A 20,801-nucleotide genomic window follows, 5' to 3' on the forward strand; every position below is an offset into this window, starting at 1 on the left:
TGGTCTCCACACCCGGGAAAGGCGCCGCGCTGGTCGCGGGTTGGATCGAGGTAGCATACGGCGACGAAGGGTCTTATCACCGTTGATAAATTGAAAATGCCGCTTAAGAGCGGATTAAACTCTCAAACCAAACTCTCTTTCATGACGGCGCTCGCAAACACTCGATACGTCCCACTCTGCAAGGTCTGGGAAGGTCGGCGTCGCTTCATCGGACCGTACCTTTCAAGCTCTGAAGACACCCCGATCACAACTTCGCCAATCCTTTGTGTGCTTGACGGAAACCTTGCAGGTGCTTCAATAGGGCGAATCTCGCTCGATCTTGAGTCCAAGTTCCGAGACGATTCATGTTCAACTTGGAATTGTTGGGGATTGAACCCATCATCAACGCTTCCGGCGCGGTAACGCGACTCGGAGGTGCTCCCATGCCGGAAGCGGCCCTGGATGCGTACTGCGCCGCGGCGCGGACGTCGATCCCTCTGGACCATTTGCAGGGAGTGGCGTGTCGCGTGATCGCGGAGGTCACCGGCGCGGAAGCCGGCCTGGTCACGTCGGGCGCAGCGGCTGCGCTCACCCTCGGGGCCGCGGCCATTCTGACGGGTTTCGACCTGAATAAGATGGAGCGGCTCCCCCATTGCGAGGGGTTTCCTCATGAGTTCGTCATGGCCCGCGAGCAACGCAACGGCTACGACCACGCCGTCCGTGCGGCGGGTGCCCGCCTGGTGGAGGTCGGCTTCCACGAACCGGTTGCCGGATCGGGTGTGCGACGGGTTGAAACCTGGGAATATTCTAGTGCCTTTGGCCCTTCAACGGCCGGCGTCCTTTATGTCTATGGCTCGCGGTCGCGACCTCCCTTGGTGGAAGTGGTCGAGGCCGCGCACGACCATGGTTTGAGCGTGCTGGTTGACGCAGCGGGCGAATTGCCGCCACGTGCCAACCTGCACGACCTCATCGCCAGTGGCGCGGATCTCGTGGCGTTTAGCGGTGGAAAGGCGATTCGAGGCCCGCAGGCCACGGGGATCCTCTGCGGCCGGCGTGAGCTCGTCGGCGCCGCAGCCTTGCAAATGCTCGACATGGACGACCACTTCGAGCTCTGGGAGCCGCCGGCAAACCTGATCGACAAGGCACGACTCCCCGGACTTCCTCGCCACGGGATCGGCCGCGGAATGAAGGTTTCCAAGGAACAGATCGTCGCCCTGCTCGCGGCCCTACGTCTCTTCACCGAGGGGAGATACGACCAAGACCTGGGCGGTATGCAAGCCAATCTCGAGCGGGTGGCATCGGCGTTGGAAGCTTCGACAGTACACTGCTCGCTGATCGTGCCGGCCGACGCCCAGAGCCTTCCGACACTCGAGATCCTCCTGGGCGAAGCGGAACTCGGCCGTTCCGCCTTCGAGGTCTGCCGTCGACTCCGTCACGGCAAGCCTCCGATCTATGTGGGCCACAGCTTGCTCGACGAAGGCAAGCTTCTGATCAATCCCCTGCACTTGAATGAGCATCGAACCACGGTCCTGGCGAAGCGTCTCCGGGAGGAATTGTGCCGATGAACGTGTTCACAAACGAAGAAATGCTCCTTCGGCTCGGGAAAGGCGAACCGATCGCATCGGTTTGTTCCGCCGCCGGATTGACTCGCGAGGAGTTCGGCAGTTGGTGGAGAAACGAGTGTCGCCGACGAGTACCGGCCGATCGGGGCCGTCGACACTTCGGAAGCCTCGCACACAACGTCGAGATTCGCCGCGATCGATGGGGCATCCCCCATGTGAAGGCCGGCAACGATGCCGATCTGTTCTTCGGATTCGGCTACGCCACTGCGCAGGACCGGCTGTTCCAGCTCGAGTACCTCCGTCGCAAGGCGCGAGGAACCTTGGCCGAAATCCTGGGCCCGCGGGCGACGGAATCTGACACTCTCTACCGCACCATCGGACTCGCCGCCATTGCCGACGCCGAATGGGCCAGCCTGCCGCAAGAGACCCGGTTGTTACTGACAGCCTACAGCGACGGAATCAATGCATTAATCGCGGAAAGCCTGGACAATCTCCCGGTTGAATTCTCACTCCTCGACTATCAGCCCGACCGCTGGGCCCCCACCGATTCTCTCGTGATCACAGGCGAGTTTCGCTGGTATCTCACAGGCCGATTTCCGATCATCATGATTCCGGAGCTGGCCAAGCGCCACCTCGGCGACGGACCTCTTTACAACGCCTATCTTCAAGGCGAAGCCGACGAGGAAAGCATCCTTCCCCGAAACCCCGCTTCCTCAGCCACCCGGAGCTCGGACCGGGTCGGAAGCACCGTGAGCGATCCTGGTGAGGGGCATGGCAGCAACAACTGGGTCGTGTCGAGCGCCCGGAGTGCCACCGGCAAGCCTTTACTCGCGAGCGATCCTCACGTCCCGTTCGGCGCTGTCTCGATCTGGCAGGAGATTCATCTCCAAGGAGGCTCCTTCAACGTGGTCGGAGCGGCCTTAGCGGGAATGCCGGCCATCATGGTCGGCCGAAATCCGCAAGTGGCGTGGGGGATCACCAACAACATCTGCTCGCAACGCGACCTCTACCTCGAACGGATTGATTCCGCCCAGCCGGACTGTTTTCTCTTCGATGGCGAGTGGGAGCCCGCATCCCGTCGTGAAGAAGTCATCAATATTCACGGGGCGGACAGTCAGGTGATGACCGTCCGATCCTCAAGGAATGGGCCGATCATCGACCACCTCCTCCCCCCGAAGGCAACCGAAGCCGGCCCCGTCTCGGTCCGCTGGCTGGGAAAAGAAGCGTGCGGCTGGATTCCGGCCCTACTCGACATGGATCGTGCTCGCTCCTGCGAAGAGTTCCGCACGGCCACGAAGCCCTGGCTGGTGCCGACGTTCAACCTCGTCTTCGCGGATAGCGAGGGGCATATCGGCCACCAGACCACGGGCAGGATCCCCCTGCGTGAGGTCGCGACGAGGGGATATCGGCCGGGCTGGGATCCCCGGCACCAATGGAAGGGGCTGACTTCCTGGGACGATCTGCCAAGCATGACCAACCCGAGCGGCGGCCTGATCGTGACGGCCAACAATCGGCTCGCGCCCGATGATTATCCCATCCCCCTTTCAGGAACATGGTCGAGCGGCTACCGAGCCCGGCGAATCCGGAGGCAACTGACCGACCAAACCGGATTGACGCTCAAACGCTTCCAACGCCTCCAACAAGACGTCTTCTCCGAACGAGCGGAAGATCACCTGCCGCATTTGCTCCGGCTGCTCGATGGCGAAACCGATCCCCGCGTCATCGAAGCCATCGACGTCCTCAAGGCATGGGATTGCCGGTCCGACTCAAATTCAGTCGCAGCCACACTCTTCAACGTCTTCTTCGAGGAGTGGTGTCGAACCGTCATGGCCGAACGTGTCCCCTCCGAAGACGTCGAGCTGCTCGCGGCCGGTGCGGGCGGCCTATCCGCCGCGCTCCTCATCGAGGATCAAGTCGGTTGGTTTTCCCTTCATCAACGCCAAGCGGCCGTAAGAAAGTCATTCCACGCGGCGATTGATCGCCTGAGCAAGCGATTCGGCCCCGCCATTGGGGAATGGACATGGGGCCGGTTGCACACCTTGGTTCAAAAGCACTTCTTGTCGGGACACGGTGATCTTGGAGTTCTCTTGGATCGCAGTGGTCTCGCCATGAGCGGCGACGGCCACACCGTCTCCAGCTCGACGCCGGACGCGAACTTCGGGGCATGGCTTGGAGCAGGCTACCGCATGGTCGCGGACCTGGCCGACCCGAGACAAGGGATCTACGCCGTGGAGATCGGGTCCACCTCCGGACACCCCGGCAGCCCCCACTACGACGATCAACTGGCCCTCTGGTCGGATGGCGGTTACCACTACCTGGCCCTGCAAAACCCGGAAGAATCGGATTGGGCCGTACTTCACTTGCAGCCGGAGGCCCCTTGATGTTGATCGGATACGTGAGCGACGAGCAATATTCCGCCTTGCCCGACGTCTTGCTGGAGTTCGTCAAGGAAGGCGAATCATGGGAGGCTCGTTCTCGTGCCAGTGGCGCCGTGCACGGCGACATCCCACCCGGTAACTACCTGGTCACCGTGGCCAAGCCGGGATTCGGCTCGAAACGGATTGCCCTGTCCTTCCCCCGGAGTAAACCGTACCAGTTCCGCCTGCTCTCCGACGCCCTGCTGGGCTATGCCTGGCCAAAGTCCGTTCGAGGCGGCATGAGCGGCGAATTTCGCGTCCATTCCACCGAGCCGTATCAGCTCGAATTATGGCGTTACGGCCTGGAGAAGGAACACGTTTTATCCCTGGGGTGGCACGACGAGCATGCCCCGAGATCAGTCGTCCAGACAATACCCGATGGTGATTTCACCCAAGTCGGCGCAGGTTGGAATGGGGTGGGATACCAGAGTGCTCATCACTGGCAAAAGGTGGTGGCGCCTGACCGGTCAGGACTCTACTATTTCCACGCGTCCACCCCTTCCGGACAGTCGTTTACCTTTCCATGGGTCGTCGCACCGTCAAGGCCGCGGTCGCCGATCGCGGTCCTCGCCTCGGACATCACATGGAATTCCTACAACTCATTCGGCGGGCGCAGCAACTACATTCATGCGGACGCGCTTCCCACCACTCCGACGGTCTGCTCGCGAACCGAGCTGGCTCGTTATCTCGATGAAGAGTACCTGGGCTGGAATTGCCGATCTTATGCCCCGCTGTCATTCGATCGCCCGGAGCCATTCAATCACGTCGATCTGAAAACAAGAGTCACTGATCCGATTTCCGGTCGAGCGGCCTGCCACCTCGCCCCCGCGGAGTGGAGGCTCCTGGGGTGGCTCGAGCGTGAAAAGTTCGCACACGACCTGTACAGCGAAACCCAACTCCACCACGGCGAGGTCGATCTGTCCGCCTACCGAGTCCTCATCCTGGGCGCGCATCCTGAGTATTGGACGCGGACGATGTACGACCGCGTGAAGTCCTGGGTCTTCAATGAGGGCGGACAACTCATGTACCTCGGCGGCAACGGATTGAACTGCGAGGTCGAGTTGCGCGACGACCAGACGATGGTGGCCAACAACGGCCAAATTCGCAGCCTCTGGCCCGCGGGGATCGGCGCGGAGAGCCGCTTTGCCGTCCGCCACGAATCCGAAGCGCGATTGCTGGGAGTCGTCTTCGACCCCGCCGGCATCATGACGGCCGCCCCCTACCGAGTCATCTCGGCAGACCACTGGGTTTTCGCCGGGACCGGCCTCGGCGAAGGCGACCTCTTCGGCGTGAACAGCCTGCATGAGCGATGCCCTGGAGGTGCCTCGGGACACGAGACCGATAAGATTTCGCCGAATTCCCCGTCGAATGTCAAACTGCTGGCCAAGGGGCTCAACCCCGACGAGGGGGGCGCGGAGATGGCCATATTTGAAACCCCGTCCGGAGGATCCGTGTTCTCGGTCGGCTCAATCACCTACATCAGCTCACTGCTCTGCGACAGCGGTGTCTCACAGGTCACCGCCAATGTCGTGCGGCGATTCCTGGAATAGCCGAATCCTCCGACAAAAAATTGCTCTCCACGCGGCCTTCCCTTGGACCGTTTCCGAGCTCAGCGTCACGAGCCGCTCGGCACTCCGATTTGGTTGGAATCCTTCGAACGGCTCGGTTTCACCTGGCTCGACGCCGTGACGTGATCGACAACAACAGCCCATCCGGCATCGACGGCTTACATCTTGTACGATTTTGAATAAGCTTCACCTCATGGAGTCTGTCGCAAGGGAACCGGGCCGCCTGTCTGCTCCGGAGGCCGAAATTCGCGGGAGAAACGCGTTCCCACGCAGAGCGTTGGAACGAGATCCCGGTATCCTTGCTACAATCTCACCTCATGCCGGGAAATCATCGCATGACCAAGGGATTGCGACGTGACCATGAAGGACGGCTTCTCAGGACCAGGATATTGCTCACCCGATCCGGTCGTTCTATGATGATGACTTGCCTTGGCAAAACGAGTAATGAGCAGGGAAATACCCTGACCACTATTGCATAACCACGTTATCTCCTAATCGAATTAAAGAGACCGATGCAGCCGATTCAGGGACGACAGTGTAACTCGCCAGATGTTCATCCCAATCCAATTGCCCAGCGGCAAGACACTCCGCATTGACAATGTGCCCGGAGCGTTCGACCGGTTGGTCATACCCGGCATCATTGACTACACGATTCGACGATAATCCGAGCGTGATGATCGCGATAACGAGGGAAAGCGATGGTTGCGAACCAACCGTCATGAACGCCTCGCAAACGATCAAGGCCCGATGGCTCAAAACCCACTCGCGTTCCTGGGACTCCAGGAGTGATGGAAACAAATCGGGGACACATGAGGAACAGCATTCGCTACAAGGATCTCCAACTGGCGACGCTTCGGAGCTTCTGTGAGGTTGCGACCCACGGCAATTTCACCGAGGCCAGTCGGCGGCTTCACCTTTCGGCCCCGACCGTCTGGCAGCAGGTGCGATCCTTGGAGCGCAAGCTGCAAGTGACGCTCGTGCGCCGTCAGGGGCGGACCGTCGTGCTCTCGGCCGAAGGCAAGCTGCTCTATGACTTGGTCCATTCTCATGTAGCCGGCCTGGATTCGCTGGTCCGACTGTTCGAAGCCGGCCGAAGCGAATTGCCACAGCAGGTCACAATTGCCGCCACCCCCTATTTCGTCACGTATCATCTCCCTCAGGCGATCCAAGCCTTCGTCACCCGTTATCCAGCCGCTTGTTTAAATTTTATCATTTGCAGCTTTACCCAGGAGATCTTTCGGTCGGTGGAACGCGGCGAGGCCGACATCGGCATGACGGTTCTCGATCACGATGACTCGCTTCCGGCTTCATTGAACTACGAGGAGCTCTTTTCACTCTCGTTGACGCTCCTGACGGTCCCACGGCATCCCCTGGCGCGAAAGCGAACCCTGACCCCTCTCGACCTGGTCAACTTTCCAATCATCATGCCTCCGACCGGGGGCGTCGATGCCCCCGCGATCGAAAGGCTCCTGCGGCGGCACAATCTTACCGACAAGATCCAGGTTGTCATGTGCACGAAAAATTTCGACATTATCATACGTTATGTCGGCCTGAACGTCGGAATTGCGCTCTGCCACGTCGGCCCGAAGGCCTCAATGTGGATGCAAGGAGTCCATCTTCGTGAATTTGATCCCGCACTGCCTAAACTCCCGGCGGTCCTGGTGACCCGCAAGGGCGCTCACTCGCCTCCCCAGGTTCAGGAATGCCTCAACACGTTGAGACAGCTTTCCTCGTCGGCCGTGCCCTGAATTGCCCACGCCCCCCCTCCGACCGGGGGAGCGAGTTTCGTAAGGCTTCGCCGATCCCGTTTTTCCCTACGTCAACGCGATCGGTAATGGCATCATCATCGGCCTAGAGCGGTTTGCGGATGCGTTGCGCACGGTGGTTGGTCTCAAGACTCAGGAGCACGTGCGGAAACGGGGACTGGCTCCGGAGCGCAGCGGAGGTGCCTGTCCCCCTTTCCGCCGAGGCCGCCCGTGACGGCCCGGAAAATGGGGACAGGCACCCGGCCGCCAGGTCGTCCGGAAAAGCCGAGCATGGAGCGGGCCGGGAGCCAGTCCCCGTTTTCCTCCACCGTGCGCAATGCGATCGTAAACTGCTCTAACCATTCCCGTAGGGTGGGCACGGCCCACCATCTTAAACTTCGCTTCGGCAAGGAGATAGGGATGGTGGGCCGTGCCCACCCTACGGGAAAAATCGGATTCTGGCCGCTAATCAATCATGAATCATTGATCAATTCATAACGGGTTAGGCGAAGCTTTACCCTTTTTCTCTGGTTTCCTCCGTAGCGCATCATGCAACGGGCCACTCACCGCGAGGCGGCCGGAACGCCCGCCGGCTTGAGCCGGGCCCCGTTGATCCAGTCGAGCAGCGTCTGGTACTCGGGCGAGCTCTTGGCCTCGAACCGGACGCCGCCGGAGTGGGCTTTTTTGGTCGGGTCGTTCTGGGCCTCGGCTTCCTCGGCGGCCTCCCAGGTTGGTTTGCCGAGGAGGAGGCTGTCGGCCGGGCTCGGGAGGTTGACGACCCGGAGCGCGGCCCGGAAGTTGGCGCGCACCGCCTGCGGTGACCACTTGCCGTCCTTGCCTGGGGCAACCATTTTGAGGATCGTGTGCGAGCGATGGCAACCGACGCAGCTTTGCCCGTCCTCACCCGCCGCGTTGAAGATCGGCAGGACCTTGGCCTCGAAGTAGGCCAGGTCGAGCAGATCGGCCGAGGCCCCCGCGCCACTCGATCGGCCGCCTGACTTCAGGAGCGCCGAGGCGATCTCCTTCTGGCGCTGGTTGTCGGTGCCCGTCAGCTCGCGCAGGCTCGCTTCGATGGCCGGGTTGGCCACCAGCTTCGGGTGCGTCTGAATCACCTCGAGCGCCTTCTCGCGGACACCGCTGTTCTCATCGACCACCCCGTTGCTGATCACTCCGATCAGTCGGAGGTCGGAGACATCCGCGTTCTTGGGAGAAACCGAGTTGAGCAGGCCGATCCGATGCTGGGGCGAAGGGTCTTCCAGGGACTTACGCAACGCGGAGTCGGACACCTTGATCTTCGAGCCGAGTACGAGCCGGATCGCCGACACCCGCGCATCGACATCGGCATCGGCCAGGGCCTCGGCCACCTGGCTCCGGACCGAGCGGTCCGCCAGCAGTTTTGGGAACGCGGGCAAGGCCTTGAGCGCGGCGGCTCGGACCGTGGGGGCCTGGTCGTCCAGACGGTCCACCACGGCGTCCGACCGATCCGCCTCGGCCACGGGGCCCAGCCGGCTCAGAATGGCCAGGGCCGCCGCTTGCGCCTGGGGGGTCTGATTCTTCAACAGATCGTCAAGCAACGCCACCAGTTGAGCATCAGCCTGGCCCGGCTTGACCTTGAGCGGGAACTTCTCCGCCATCGTGCCGGCCCACTCGCGAACCGAGGTGTCGACATCTCCTTGCCGGGCAGTCACGGCCAGGGCCAGGGCCGGGGCACGATCGTCCCGAAGCGCCACCAAGGCCTGAAGCGCCAGGCGGCGAATTGTGGGGTCGGGATCGGCCATCTGGCCGATCAGGGCTGCCGAAAACCGCGATTGGGCCTCGCCGTAGACAAGCATCGGCTCCAGGTCGTTGCCGATCCGCCCGCCAAGAACCGGGCGTTCGTGGAACTCGGAGATGGCACGGAGAACCCCCTCGCGCTGGAGGGCATTGCCGTGGCCCAGGACCGCGACATACTTGTCCCCCAGGCGGTTCGACGTCGCGTGCTGCGCCTCGGTCGCGGTGTCTCGCCGCTCCTGGGTCGCCAGCGAAGGGACCCAGTTGGTGTAGAGGTAACGAATATTCTCATCACCGATGATATAGAGAGCTTCAATCAAGTTGCGGCGAACCCAGGGGTGCCTGGGCTCGCTGAGCCTGGCGATGAGTTGATCCTCGATCCGGTTGCGCAAGGCGGAGTCAGCCTGCCAGTACCACCAGCGCCAGGCCCCTTTGATCGCCTGCAACTGGACCACCGGGTCGGAGTCATCCAGTCGCTCGAGCAGGGCATCGGCCAGCGAAAGCTCCTGCGAGAGGTCACGGAAGTGGGCCGCGAAGACGCGGGTGGCCCCGCGGCGAGTCCGGTCGTCGGGTGACCCGAGTGCCTCCTTCAAGGCCGAGACGAACCGGGTCTGTGCGATCGTCTCGCCCGGCTTGCGATTCGCGTTCAGACGATTGCCGATCGAGCGGAGCGCTTCGGCCGAAGCGCGTTGCACAGCCTTGCTCTCATCGCCGAGCCGCGCGATCAGACCCGGGATCGCCGAGTCATCGCCGACCCGCCCCAGCGCCTCGCAAGTCGCGAGCCGGACCAGCGGACGCTCATCGCCCAGCCAAGCGAACAGGGCTTCACGCAGGGCAAGGGGAGGGGACTCCCAGATCTGCTCGAGGTCCCGGAGCGTGTGTGAAGGCGAGTCGGCCCGAAGGGTCTCGGGCTGAGGGCCGAGCGGGCCGTTCCATCCCTTGGTCCCGCCGGCTCCTGGGTAAATCCGTGAGAGCGAAAGCAAGGCCCACTGGGTCTCGCGGAACGGGGTCTGAAACTGTTCATAGGGGCTGATGTCGAGCCAGCCGCCGAAGTTCTTCTGCCTGAGCAAGAGCGCCACGACTCCCTTGCGGACGGCCGGGTGATCGGCGGGCAATCCGGCCAGCGAGAGAGCGTACAGGCTCTCGCCGGTCTGCATCTCGGTGATCGCATAATTGGGGTCGAACTTCACCGACCAGTGGCCGTTGTCTCGCTGAAGCGCGAGGAGCCGGTCGACGTTCGCCTTGATCTTGTCCGCGAACTTCGCGGGATCAACCTGACAGAGCCCGATCGTCTGGGCGGCGAGGTCACGAGTGTTCGCCGGCTCACTGGTGGGAAGGAGCGTCGCGATCAGGTCACGGGTCTTGGCATAACGAGCGTCCCCCGTTCGGCGAACGAGCTCGTCGAGTTGTCGCCAGCTATCGGTGGCGACCTTGTATCGGCTGACCGGGTTGTTCCCATTCGACTCGTCAGGAGGTAAGTCCTTGCGGTCGTCGTAATAGAGTTTGAGAAACTCGGCGATGCCCCGATGCGTATTGTCTCGAGGGGGGCCGGCGATCAGATTTTCCGAGTCCATCACGATCGTCGAGAGCCGCCCGAGTACGTTCGCGGGAGCGGGGATCATCCGCGCCCAGAGCGCCTCAGGGTGCCCATGGAACGGAACCGGATTGTTCGAGAGCCGATCGAGCAGGAACCGGAGCGCAAACGGCTGCTCGATCTTGTAGCCTGAGCGTACCGCCCCCATCGCCGACTGGGTCGTGAAGTGGGTCGGGTGGCAGGCGATGCAGGTCGACGTCTCGTGGTGGGCGTTGGCGACTCGGTCCATCGGATGCCCCTTGCGGGGCGTGTTGGCGTGCCAGCTATCGCCGGCGAGAAGCTGGAAGTCGAGCGCTGTCTTGACCGCTCTACGTGCCGACTCGGCGACCTTTCCAGGGTCGGCGGCGTCCTTCTGATCGAGGTAGGGGGGGACGTCGAACAGCTTGGTCCGAAGCCGATAATCGGGCTGGCAGGCGTCGACCATGACGTAGTACGTTCCCCGGGTCAGCATCCGGGTGGTGAATTTATTCGCCCCAGGGCGCGGGGGCTTCTCGCGTTGGAGGCTCTGAGGATCGATCCCCGCCGTGTATTCGACCGGCTTCCCATCCTTGATCTGGTAGATCCGCACGTCGGGGGGGACGTCTCGATCGATGAAGTCGAGCGCAAAGAAGGCGAGTTTGGGGGTCTCGGACGAATACGTGAAGGTGAACCAGTCCTGCCCGACGGCATTCTCGGCCTCAGTCGGCTGCTCACCAACCGGGAAATAAGGGCGATCGTCGGCCAGGCCGTGGACCGTCTGACCGAGGACCAAGGGGTTGGCCTGCTCGGGCCGGTCGTTGGGCTCGGCCTCGAAGCTCGCCCCGTCCTCGGCCGGTTCGCCGAGGTCGGCGACCCGAACTGCGAAGGGGACCGGCCTCGCCTCTGCCTCGGAAGCCTCGATCGTGATCCGGGCAGACGTCTGCGCCGGCTGGAGAATCGTCCAGACGATATCAGGATCGCCCAGGTGAAGCGTCTTGTTGAGCGTGGTCTCGCCGAAGGCCACCTTCACCGCAATCGGCGCGGTAGGGGCCAAGCGACCCGGCACTTTCAGCGCGATCGAGACCGAAAGTGTCCGGGGGGTCGGGGACGCGGGGATCTCAACCGAGGCCGGACGGCCCGCCTGGATGTCGGCCTCAAGGGTGGGAAGCCCACTGGGATGAGCCCCCAAGACGACCGCGACCCAGCATGCGAGGTTCACAAGCATCGTAGACAGCTCCTGGTTAAATCACGACCCGATTCTATAGAATACGAGATTCTCCTGCTCGACTCAATCGCGTGATTCGTGATCGCTGCGTTGAGCTCCTCGACACAGGGGCATCGGGCGGCTCAGCACTGGCGAACCTGGTCTTTGAGCTCCTCGATCTGCCGGCTCAACTGGTTGAGCTTTGCCATGAGCTCGTGGTGGTGGAGATCGACCTGCCTCGGATTCTTGCCCTCGACGGAGATCGAGCCGCCCGGTTCGAGCACACACCGATTGACTTCGCTCAGGCTGGTGAAACTCTGGCGGTGGAGGATCGTCATCAGTTCGGATTCGGTCACAAGTTCCTTGGCGAGCGCTTCGCGGACGATGCTTCCGTTCTCGATGAGGACGGTCGGTTCCCCTTGGATCAACTGGTCAAGGCGGCGATGTCCGAAGAGGAAACGAACCACCAGGTAGTTGGCCAGGAGCAGTGCCAACGCACCGATCAGGCCGCCGGCTACCGAGTTGTCGTTCCCGATAATGGCGTTCTGCACCGTGTTGGAGAGCGAGATCAAGACGACGAAGTCAAACGGGTTAAGTTGCACCAGTTCACGCTTGCCGAATACGCGGAGGCCGATGACCAGGAAGGCATAAACAATGACAGGGCGGAGCACTTTCTCGGCCAACGAGATCCCCGTCAACCACCACATGTTGCGCCAGAGATCTTGCGACCAGAACCAGTGGAATGACATTGCGAGAGCGCCCCGATCCCGAGAGGGTGAAAACTCGAACGTGGACGCTGACCGGCAGGGTCGACGCCAGATTGAAAGTACACGCCGGGTCGGTGGCCGTCGAGTTCGCCGCCCTGCTCATCATGAGGATTGTCTCCTCTTCCTCAGCCGCGACCTGAGAGCTTCACTCGCTTCCTCATTTCCCGTTCCCACACGAATTCTCAAGCGGGGACGATACCCATGAACGGGGACGAGCTATAGAATGTTAATGAGACGGGCAGCGAGTGCATTGCTTCAGGGGATCACGCCAAGCAGGAGGACATCATGATTCGCTCAATCGGCTGCCTGACATTGTTCGTGCTCGTGGGATCGCCCCTTTGGGCGGGCGAACTTGACGCCGAGTATGGGGCGAAGTCGCCGAGCCAGCCGCCGGCGGTCACCCTCGCAAGCGTGGCGATGGTTCCCAACCCCGTCGACCCGCCGGGAGTGGTCGGAAAGGGAAGTGAACTCGACTCCGAGCGGGCCACGCAGGCCTGGCGGCGTTTCGGTGGATTCGGCGGTTGGGGCCGTGGCTGGGGCGGCGGTTGGGGCCGTGGCATCGGCTGGGGCGGCGGCTGGGGCCGTGGCATTGGCTGGGCGGCGGCTGGGGCCGTGGCATCGGCTGGGGCGGCGGTTGGAACCGCATTGGCTGGGGTGGCGGCTGGGGTGGTGGCTGGGGCTGGGGCGGCGGCTGGGGCGGCGGCTGGGGCGGCGGCTGGGGCTACAGCTATGTCCCCGTGACTTACTCTTACTTGAGTGTCGGCGGTCTCGGATTCGGTGGTGGTTACGGCCTGGGGTGCTGGTAAAAGCAAATTCATCGTAAGGCGATTGCGAACTCAAATCGCCGGCTTGGCCCCCGCGCCGGAGATTTTCGATGCCTTGGAGAGCGATCGCCGGCCTGCTCCTTCTCGTCCCCTTCGGCCAACCGGCGAGGGCGCAAGCCGACCGACTCGACGCGGGGGTCGCCTCTCCGGGCCAGCGACCGGTCGTGGCGCGAATGGCGGATGCCCAAGCCGTCCGAAATCGGCTTGGGCTCACCGCGGAATATGACAGGATCGTTGGCCTCGATTCCGTAAAAGTCGCCGTGCTGGACTACGGCTTCGCCGGCCTCGGCCAAGGTCGTCCCTATCTACCGGCCAGCGCGGAGGTCGTCGAGCATTACGACCCGGCGTTCGTCCGCCGCTTCGGGCTGGGCGACCCAGACTTCCGCACCCCCTTCGACCCGTTGAACCGACATGGCCGGGTCATGGCGCAAGTCATCTGGTCGGTGACCGGCTCGCACCCCAACGGGCCCAAGTTCTATCTCCTCAACGCCAGCGGACCGACCATGCTACGGCGGGCGGTCCGGTTCGCGATCGAGCACAAGGTGGATCTGATCCTGTTCAGCGGCTCGTTTGAGGGGGGCGGCAACGGTGACGGTCGCGGGCCGATCAACCGGGTCGTCGCCGAGGCCACCGCGGCAGGGATCCCCTGGATCAACGCCGCGGGCAACTCCGGGCGCAAGGTCTACAATGGGCCCGTACGCGTGCTCAAGGACGGCTATCTCCGGCTCCGCGACGGCTCGGACGTGGCCGCCTTGCGGTTCCGCAACCGCGTGGACGAGAACAGGGTCAGCGTCACTCTCACCTGGAACGACTACCGCGAGGAGGAGGACGCAGGGACCGACAAGGACCTCGACCTCTACATCGAGGACCCAGCCGGCCGGCCCGTCGGGGCAGGGGAGAAGCGTCAGGTCTCCGGATCTCAAGTGCCCGGCCCGGACGAGACCCGCAACCCTCGCGAGCGTGTGGTCCTGACCGCCCTCCCGGCCAGTCCCGAGGTCCTCACCGACCCCGACTATTGCTACCGGATCCGGATCCGGGCGAAACGAGGCCGGTTCCTCCCGACCGATCGCCTGCGCGTCCTGGTGACCGCGAGCCGCGAAGCCTACATTCCCCCCGGCGGCGACTCCCCGCGCGAGGCGCTCGAGTTCCTCGACGCCTCGGGCGAAGGCGAGCTCTACCCGCCGGCCGACAACCCGCTCGTGCTGACAGTCGGTGATTCCGACTTGTCCTCATCCATCGGCCCGACCACCGACCGCCGGATTAAGCCGGACGTCATCCTGGCCGACTCGCGGGCCTTCTTCACCGACGGCGAAGTCTCGGCCGGCTCCTCGAACGCCGCCGCCTACGTCGCGGGCGTCGTCACCGTTTTGAAAGCCGCCGTGCCCGGCCTGCGTCCCAGCCACCTGCTCCGGATCGCCCAACAAGGCCCGGTCGTTCCCTACTCCGCCCTCCGAGGCCGTCCCACCCGCCCTGCGAGCTCTCCCCCGCCCGGATTCCACTACTGGCAGACCCCGACCCGGGCCAAGCTCATTGATCTCGTGCGGAGGAGCCAATGAGCAGCCTGGAAAGCCCATGTCGTCAGGCTTGACGCCATGCTCTCCGTCTTGAGGAACGAGGTCGAGAAATACCGGAATTAGTAACGCTTCGCCAAATCCGTTTCTCCTACGTCAACGCGATCGGCAATGGCATCATCGTCGACCAAGCAATTCCCGTAGGGTGGGCACGGCGCACCAATCTAACCTTTGCTTTGCCAAGGAGATAGGGATGGCGACCCGTGTCCACCCGACGAAAAAAAACGGATACTGGCCGCTAATCCATCGTAAATCGTTGATCAATCCCTCACGGGTTCGGCGAAGCTTTACTTCAATTCAGCGAGTCTGATCGAGCCTAAAATGAACACCGGGGCGGCCTCCTTCCGAAATCGAGGCCACCCCGGCGCATTCATTTCAAGGCCGCAGACGAAGGCTGGTCAACTCGCGCCGGGCTTGGGGTTCGTCACACCGTTGGGAGTTGCCGCGGGGGGAGGGACGGCCATCGCTTCACGAGTCATCTTGTCGGCGTACTCCTCGAGCGACTTGGCCCCTTCAGCTTCGGCCAGGCCGAAGCCCGATTTCTCGGCGACCATCAGGCTGATGAGGAGCCCGAACAGGCCCTGCGCGGAATTGTCCGAGCCATGATGGGAATCGCCATTGGAGGAAGCGCCGGTGGTCCCGGACATGAAGACGCGTTGGGGGACCAACGGCTGGCTACTGTTGGCGAGTTGGTTGGCGACCTGGGTGAGCGCGTACAGCCTCGGATCGGAGAAGGACTGGACCTTACGAAGCAGGACCGACGCTTCCGACAGGCCGATTTGGGCGATTTTCGAGGCTTCGCCCTTACCGGCAAGAGTGCGTTGCTCCGCCTCGGCCTGGGCGAGGATCACCATCTGCTCAGCCTGTTTGCGCGAGCGATCGAGTTCGGCCTGGGCCGTCACGACCATCTGCTCGGCCATTTTTTTAGCGCGGGCAAGGTCGGCCTCGGCGGCCTTGCGGGTCTTGGCCAGTTCGGCCTCTCCCTGGTTTTCGACGATCTGGATCTGCACTTTGGAGTTCGTCAGGCTCGTCTGCATGGTCGCTTGCGCCTGGGCGTCGTTGAGCGTCTGAAGGGTCTCGGCGGCGGCCCGTTGGCGCTGGTAGGTTTCGATCTGTTCGACCGAGAGCTGGCGCTGGCGCAACTGCTCCAGCAAGGTTTCGATCTTGCCTCCCGCCTCGGCCGTATCCGGCTTGCCGATCAGGACGTCCACACACTCGATGTCGAACTGGCCGAACCGGGCCGAGAGGGTTTCTCGCGCCTCGCGCTGAATGTCGTCGCGGTCCTGCAAGAGCTGGAGCATGGTGCGCTTGTGGGCCACGTCGCGAAAGAAGGCGGAAAGCATCGGGTCAAGGGTTTGCGTGATCAACTTCTTGACGTCGCCGAACCGCTGGATGACGTTCGGGGCCTTCTGATAGTCGATATGGACGACGACCGAGAGCGGCAACGTCGGCTCGTACGCATCCTTGGTGACGAGGTCGATCGAGCGCAGACTCTCGTCGTAGCGGTGGGTCTCGGTCCGGCCGGTGACCCAGTGCAAGACGAAGTTCGTCGTCGGGACCATCACAATACTGCCGGCATACGGGTTGAACCCGTACTTGCCAGGGCCGAGCGGCCGCTCCAAGACTCCGCGTTCCCCCTCGGCGACCCGCTCGCCGTGACGAAACCCGGCGCCCGAGACGTCCTGGCCGGTGCGCCCGTAATAGCTCACCACCACGCCCACAAAGCCGATCGGCACAACCGTCTTGGGTACCACCTCGACCGAGGCGAACCAGCGATTGATGAAATAGGTGCCGTCGGTCAGCGGCACGTACTGCCGCCCTCGATGGCCTCCCGCGGCGAGGAACGCCTCAGGGTCCTGGTAGTTATTGTGAAAATGCTTATCTTCGCGCCGAGTGCCGACCGCAGGCGCGATGATCTCGCCAGGGCCAAGGCTCGGTCCGTCCTGCACCGTCACAATCCCGAGACTATCGACGGTGATCTGCCGCTCGGGATGGATCGGGTCAGGCGCCAGGATTGGCGCACCGATCACGACGGGGTTGAACCCATTCGACGCCTTCAGCTCGTTCTGCCAGCCGACGATCGTCTCCAGCTCGCGTCGCCCTTGAAATTCCAGCCGATAGGCCGCATCTTCGGTGATCACCACGAACAAGGCGAGGTTGATCGCATAAACCCCCTCGCGAAGGATCATCCGCTGCCGACCGCGCTGGCCCAGGGGAAGGGCTTCCTCGCCCGGCGCCGTGACCACATCGCCGATCAGGAACGCGCGTGCATCCTGAAAGTTGTTGCACCCCGCAACTCGCCCCAAAGTCTGGCTTGGCTCCAGAGGCTCGCCGTCACGAGCGTAGACATAGCCGATCTTCCCTTGAGGCACCGTCACCAGATTGACCCGATGGATCCGGTACTGCCACGCCCACAAGCCAAAATGCACGCCACCCCGAAGGAGGTCGGCCTGAAAACCCGCCTCACCCATCAGCGCCATCATCCGCCCCTCAGGGACCGATCCCTTGGGCGACCACAGCGTTTCCACGATCCCCACGCGGTTGTTCGGGATGTATCTCATCCCCGAAAACACCACCGTGGCGAACACGACCCCAAAGAACCCGACCACCAAGAACACGAACCAGTCCCCAGGAAAGAGTTGGGCCCAAAGCATTGGCCTCAGCCACATCCCTATTGCCGCGAACATGTTGCGATCTCGTCTGGCCCCGGCGTCATCGACGGGAAGATGCTGCCGCAAAGTTTTCCCAGTCCCCGCATCACCCCTAACTGCAACACGAAGGACTTGAGCCCGTTGGGGAGCATTCGTCCGACATCCCCATGATATTTACGAATATTTCCCGAATAAGTGATCTTAGGTTTTTAGGAGGGACACCGCGGGTTGATCTGAAACCGAGGCGTCCCACCGGACCAAATCGCCAAATGACAACCGCGAAGGGTCCTTGGCTCAGACGATCACCTGCAACTTCCTGAGCCGCTCGATGGCCGCATCAAGCGTTGAGTCTTGCTTGCAGAAGCAGAAGCGGATGTATTGCCGCCCCAGCGCTTTGTCGTGGAAGAAGCTGGAGCCGGGGACGGTGGCCACGCCCAGGTCGCGGACCAAATGTCGCGCGAAGGCGACGTCGTCGGTGGCGCCGAAGGCTTCGATGTTGGCCATGACATAGTAGGCCCCTTGAGGGGGGATGAGGTCGAATCCGACGTCGAGTAAGGCCGAGCAGAGCCGATCGCGCCGAGCCTGGTAGTCGGCCGAGAGCTTGGCGTAGTACTCGCGGGGCATCCGATAGGCGAAGGCGCCGGCCTCCTGGAGCGGGGCCGCCGCGCCAATCGAGACGTAGTCGTGGACCTGGCGGAATGCATGGGTCAGCGGCGCCGGGGCGATCATGGTACCGACCCGCCAACCGGTCACCGAATAGGTCTTCGACATCCCGCCGATCGTCACCGAGCGTTCGCGCATCCCGTCGAGCGAGGCGAGGGCCACGTGAGGGCGGCCGTCGTAGACGATGTGCTCGTAGATCTCGTCGGTGATCGCAATGACGTCCCACTTGCGGCAGAGCGCGGCGACTTGCTCGAGTTCGCCACGCGAGAAGACGGTGCCGGTCGGATTGTTCGGATTACAGAGAACGATCGCCTTGGTGCGGTCGTTGAAGGCCGCGGCCAGTTCGTCGGGGTCGAACGTCCAGTCAGGGGCGCGCATCGGGAAGAACCGAGGGATCGCGCCGGCCAGCACGCAGTCGGGCCAGTAGTTTTCGTAGAAGGGCTGCGAGAGGATGACCTCGTCCCCCGGGTTGATCAGCGAAAGCATGGCCACGAGCATGGCCTCGGTGCTGCCGCAAGTGACGGTGATCTCGGTCTCCGGGTCGACTGTCAGCCCGAGGTGCCAGCCGGCGTGCTCGGCGATCGCCGCGCGAAGGCCCCGCGCGCCCCAGGTGACGGCGTACTGGTTGATGTCCGACTCGATGGCGCGACAGGCGGCCGCTTTCAGTTCGGGTGGGGCAGGGAAGTCGGGCATTCCCTGGGCCAGGTTGACCGCCTTGTGTTTCGTCGCCTCGATCGACATCCCGCGGATCACGCTCTCGGTGAACCGCGTGGCCTTCTGCGAGAGCAGTGGGTGTTGCATCAGTCTTGATTGAATGAGGATGACGCCCAGCGTGGGGGCCACGCCAGGTTGAGGGTGAAGGTCGGCGTGTTCTCGATACGCCGGCAAGGAGTTTCGGCTCCGAGAGCGCTCGCGGAGCCACGCGACCATTGTGGCCCAGTAGGCTCATGCCCCGCAACGCCCAACCAATCAGCACGACCACATCAAGCGGCCAATCCGTCACCACACGCGCCAGACGAACCACAAGGGGGAGCAAGTGGCCGATTCGGCATTGAAGGACAAAGCGGCGCGCCGATACAGAGGGCCAGACAATGGTGCTTTGACGCGCCCAATTCCCTGGGCAACCACCGAGACAGTCGTCTCGTTGCCCGAGGGGGGGGTGTCTTCAGGATCTGATCAAGGAGGATCTCAGATGTCGGTTGATCGCAAGGAGGGCCGCCGGACGAACCATCGCGCGTTTCGGCCGACGCTGGAGCATGAGACGCTCGAAACACGCGTGCTGATGTCGGGGAAGACGTCAAAGTTGCCGGGAGCCGTCTTCCTGAGAAATCCCAAGCCGGGAATCGCGTTCCAGAACAATAACCCCGAGTTCCTCTCGGCGGGCGCTCCTCGGTTCCCCGTCGCCCAGTACCCGCGGGGCAACAAGATCGCGACCCAAACCGCCCACGGCGGTCAGAGTGTGATCGTCGCGGCTCCCGACGGCAGCCACTTCCGGATCAGCCTGACGCAGTTCATCCCCCCCGCCGGACAAGGACAGTCGCAGACCGCATCGGGATCCACCGTCCCAGGCACCCAGAACCCGATCCAGGGGCAGGTCCCCGGAGCGGGCCCGGTCCAGCCGATCGGCACGGTTCGCGCCTATGCCATGTCACGGGGACGAGTCGGCCTGATCATCGACGGCACGACCACCCAGTCCGAGCTCAACATCAGCCCTCAGCCGTTCCCCCAGCGCAAGGGCTACGCGCACAGCTTCGCCTATGGCCAGGCGAACCAGTCGAAGGTTCTCAACATCGGCCAGATCACCGTCAACAGCGGCCAGATCGGGGCGATCCTCGGCTTTCACACCGCCGATCTGTCCGGCCCCTTGGTCTCCGTGGGCACAACCGCCATCGATCGGATCGCCTTCAACAACCTGCTGCCGGGCGCATCGATTCAGACGAATGGCGACTTGAACACGCTTGATGTGCTCAACAACGTCAAGCTCGACCGCGGGCCAGGGATCGTCATCGGCCGCGACCTCAACCTGTTCAACGTCGGACAGGATGCAACCTTCCTCAACGGGGCGTCGCTCAACGTCGGCCGATTCCTCGGCGCGACCCCTCAACCCCCCAAGGGAACCGGCACGGGGTCGAACTTCCTGGCGCTCAACCAGGCGTTGCTCGGTACGGGTACGAGCACGTCCCTCCCCTCGCTCTCGGGATACATCCAGGGCGACCTCACGCTCGGTAGCGGCAGCATCTTCACAGCCGCCGCCGGGATCGCCAACAGCTCCATCATATCGATCAACGGTGTTCCATCGTCGACTCCCGCCGCGTTCCTGGTGAACGGCTTCGTCAACGCCCCTGATGCCGACCAGATTGCCATCCCCAACCTTCCAAGCGGGATTTTCAGCAACGTATTCAGTATCTCCCCCGAAGGCCAACTCACGGTCAACTTCAACATCGTGGTTCGGAACGGCTCAAATAACCCGAAGTTCGTCGACCTCAATCCCAATGCCTGAGACCTCACGGCCTCAACGCATCAAAACC

General features: G+C 62.8%; 11 protein-coding genes. 7 read left to right on the top strand and 4 right to left on the bottom strand.

What is annotated here, in order from left to right; genetic code table 11:
- Positions 1-344: 344 nt before the first annotated feature.
- From V5E97_RS02625 to V5E97_RS02640, 4 genes are all read left to right on the top strand, one after another.
- A complete protein-coding gene (locus V5E97_RS02625) occupies positions 345-1,544 on the top strand; it encodes an aminotransferase class V-fold PLP-dependent enzyme (protein ID WP_406697734.1) in 1,200 nt (399 codons plus the stop codon).
- Complete coding sequence (locus tag V5E97_RS02630) at positions 1,541-3,922, top strand: penicillin acylase family protein (protein ID WP_406697735.1); 2,382 nt, start codon at positions 1,541-1,543, stop codon at positions 3,920-3,922. Before V5E97_RS02625 ends, V5E97_RS02630 begins: the two co-directional genes overlap by 4 nt.
- Positions 3,922-5,508, top strand: coding sequence for a N,N-dimethylformamidase beta subunit family domain-containing protein (locus tag V5E97_RS02635; protein WP_406697736.1), 1,587 nt, complete (start codon positions 3,922-3,924; stop codon positions 5,506-5,508). The genes V5E97_RS02630 and V5E97_RS02635 overlap by 1 nt, the downstream gene beginning before the upstream one ends.
- A gap of 827 nt (positions 5,509-6,335) precedes the next feature.
- Positions 6,336-7,274: a LysR family transcriptional regulator gene (locus tag V5E97_RS02640; protein WP_406697737.1), complete on the top strand. Its 939-nt coding sequence runs from the start codon at positions 6,336-6,338 to the stop codon at positions 7,272-7,274.
- 560 nt (positions 7,275-7,834) lie between these two features.
- Here V5E97_RS02640 and V5E97_RS02645 read toward each other — a convergent pair.
- Both V5E97_RS02645 and V5E97_RS02650 read right to left on the bottom strand, forming a co-directional pair.
- Positions 7,835-11,818: a HEAT repeat domain-containing protein gene (locus V5E97_RS02645; RefSeq protein ID WP_406697738.1), complete on the bottom strand. Its 3,984-nt coding sequence runs from the start codon at positions 11,816-11,818 to the stop codon at positions 7,835-7,837.
- Between the two features lie 122 nt (positions 11,819-11,940).
- Positions 11,941-12,546 (bottom strand): DUF421 domain-containing protein, encoded by a 606-nt coding sequence (locus V5E97_RS02650; RefSeq protein WP_406697739.1) that lies wholly within the window; start codon positions 12,544-12,546, stop codon positions 11,941-11,943.
- 303 nt (positions 12,547-12,849) lie between these two features.
- Here V5E97_RS02650 and V5E97_RS02655 point away from each other — a divergent pair, with 303 nt between their 5' ends.
- Together V5E97_RS02655 and V5E97_RS02660 are read left to right on the top strand one after the other, a co-directional pair.
- A complete protein-coding gene (locus V5E97_RS02655; protein WP_406697740.1) occupies positions 12,850-13,305 on the top strand; it encodes a hypothetical protein in 456 nt (151 codons plus the stop codon).
- 133 nt (positions 13,306-13,438) lie between these two features.
- Complete coding sequence (locus V5E97_RS02660; RefSeq protein WP_406697741.1) at positions 13,439-14,944, top strand: S8/S53 family peptidase; 1,506 nt, start codon at positions 13,439-13,441, stop codon at positions 14,942-14,944.
- 413 nt (positions 14,945-15,357) lie between these two features.
- Here the strand turns inward: V5E97_RS02660 and V5E97_RS02665 are convergent, their stop codons facing one another.
- A complete protein-coding gene (locus V5E97_RS02665) occupies positions 15,358-17,646 on the bottom strand; it encodes an SPFH domain-containing protein (RefSeq protein ID WP_406697743.1) in 2,289 nt (762 codons plus the stop codon).
- A 258-nt stretch (positions 17,647-17,904) separates the two neighbouring features.
- Positions 17,905-19,161, bottom strand: a complete 1,257-nt coding sequence (locus V5E97_RS02670; protein WP_406697744.1) for a pyridoxal phosphate-dependent aminotransferase — start codon at positions 19,159-19,161, stop codon at positions 17,905-17,907.
- A 304-nt stretch (positions 19,162-19,465) separates the two neighbouring features.
- Here V5E97_RS02670 and V5E97_RS02675 point away from each other — a divergent pair, with 304 nt between their 5' ends.
- On the top strand, positions 19,466-20,773 hold the full coding sequence (locus V5E97_RS02675) for a hypothetical protein (RefSeq protein WP_406697745.1): 1,308 nt from the start codon (positions 19,466-19,468) through the stop codon (positions 20,771-20,773).
- Positions 20,774-20,801 lie beyond the last annotated feature (28 nt).

The organism is Singulisphaera photorubra, assembly GCF_045290345.1.
GTDB lineage: Bacteria > Planctomycetota > Planctomycetia > Isosphaerales > Isosphaeraceae > Singulisphaera.

Excerpts from the sequence above, each read along its gene's own strand:
- V5E97_RS02665 (WP_406697743.1), bottom strand. The coding sequence starts at position 17,646 with ATGTTCGCGGCAATAGGGATGTGGCTGAGGCCAATGCTTTGGGCCCAA.
- V5E97_RS02660 (WP_406697741.1), top strand. The coding sequence starts at position 13,439 with ATGCCTTGGAGAGCGATCGCCGGCCTGCTCCTTCTCGTCCCCTTCGGC.
- V5E97_RS02630 (WP_406697735.1), top strand. The coding sequence starts at position 1,541 with ATGAACGTGTTCACAAACGAAGAAATGCTCCTTCGGCTCGGGAAAGGC.
- V5E97_RS02655 (WP_406697740.1), top strand. The coding sequence starts at position 12,850 with ATGATTCGCTCAATCGGCTGCCTGACATTGTTCGTGCTCGTGGGATCG.
- V5E97_RS02645 (WP_406697738.1), bottom strand. The coding sequence starts at position 11,818 with ATGCTTGTGAACCTCGCATGCTGGGTCGCGGTCGTCTTGGGGGCTCAT.
- V5E97_RS02640 (WP_406697737.1), top strand. The coding sequence starts at position 6,336 with ATGAGGAACAGCATTCGCTACAAGGATCTCCAACTGGCGACGCTTCGG.
- V5E97_RS02675 (WP_406697745.1), top strand. The coding sequence starts at position 19,466 with ATGTCGGTTGATCGCAAGGAGGGCCGCCGGACGAACCATCGCGCGTTT.
- V5E97_RS02625 (WP_406697734.1), top strand. The coding sequence starts at position 345 with ATGTTCAACTTGGAATTGTTGGGGATTGAACCCATCATCAACGCTTCC.
- V5E97_RS02635 (WP_406697736.1), top strand. The coding sequence starts at position 3,922 with ATGTTGATCGGATACGTGAGCGACGAGCAATATTCCGCCTTGCCCGAC.
- V5E97_RS02650 (WP_406697739.1), bottom strand. The coding sequence starts at position 12,546 with ATGTCATTCCACTGGTTCTGGTCGCAAGATCTCTGGCGCAACATGTGG.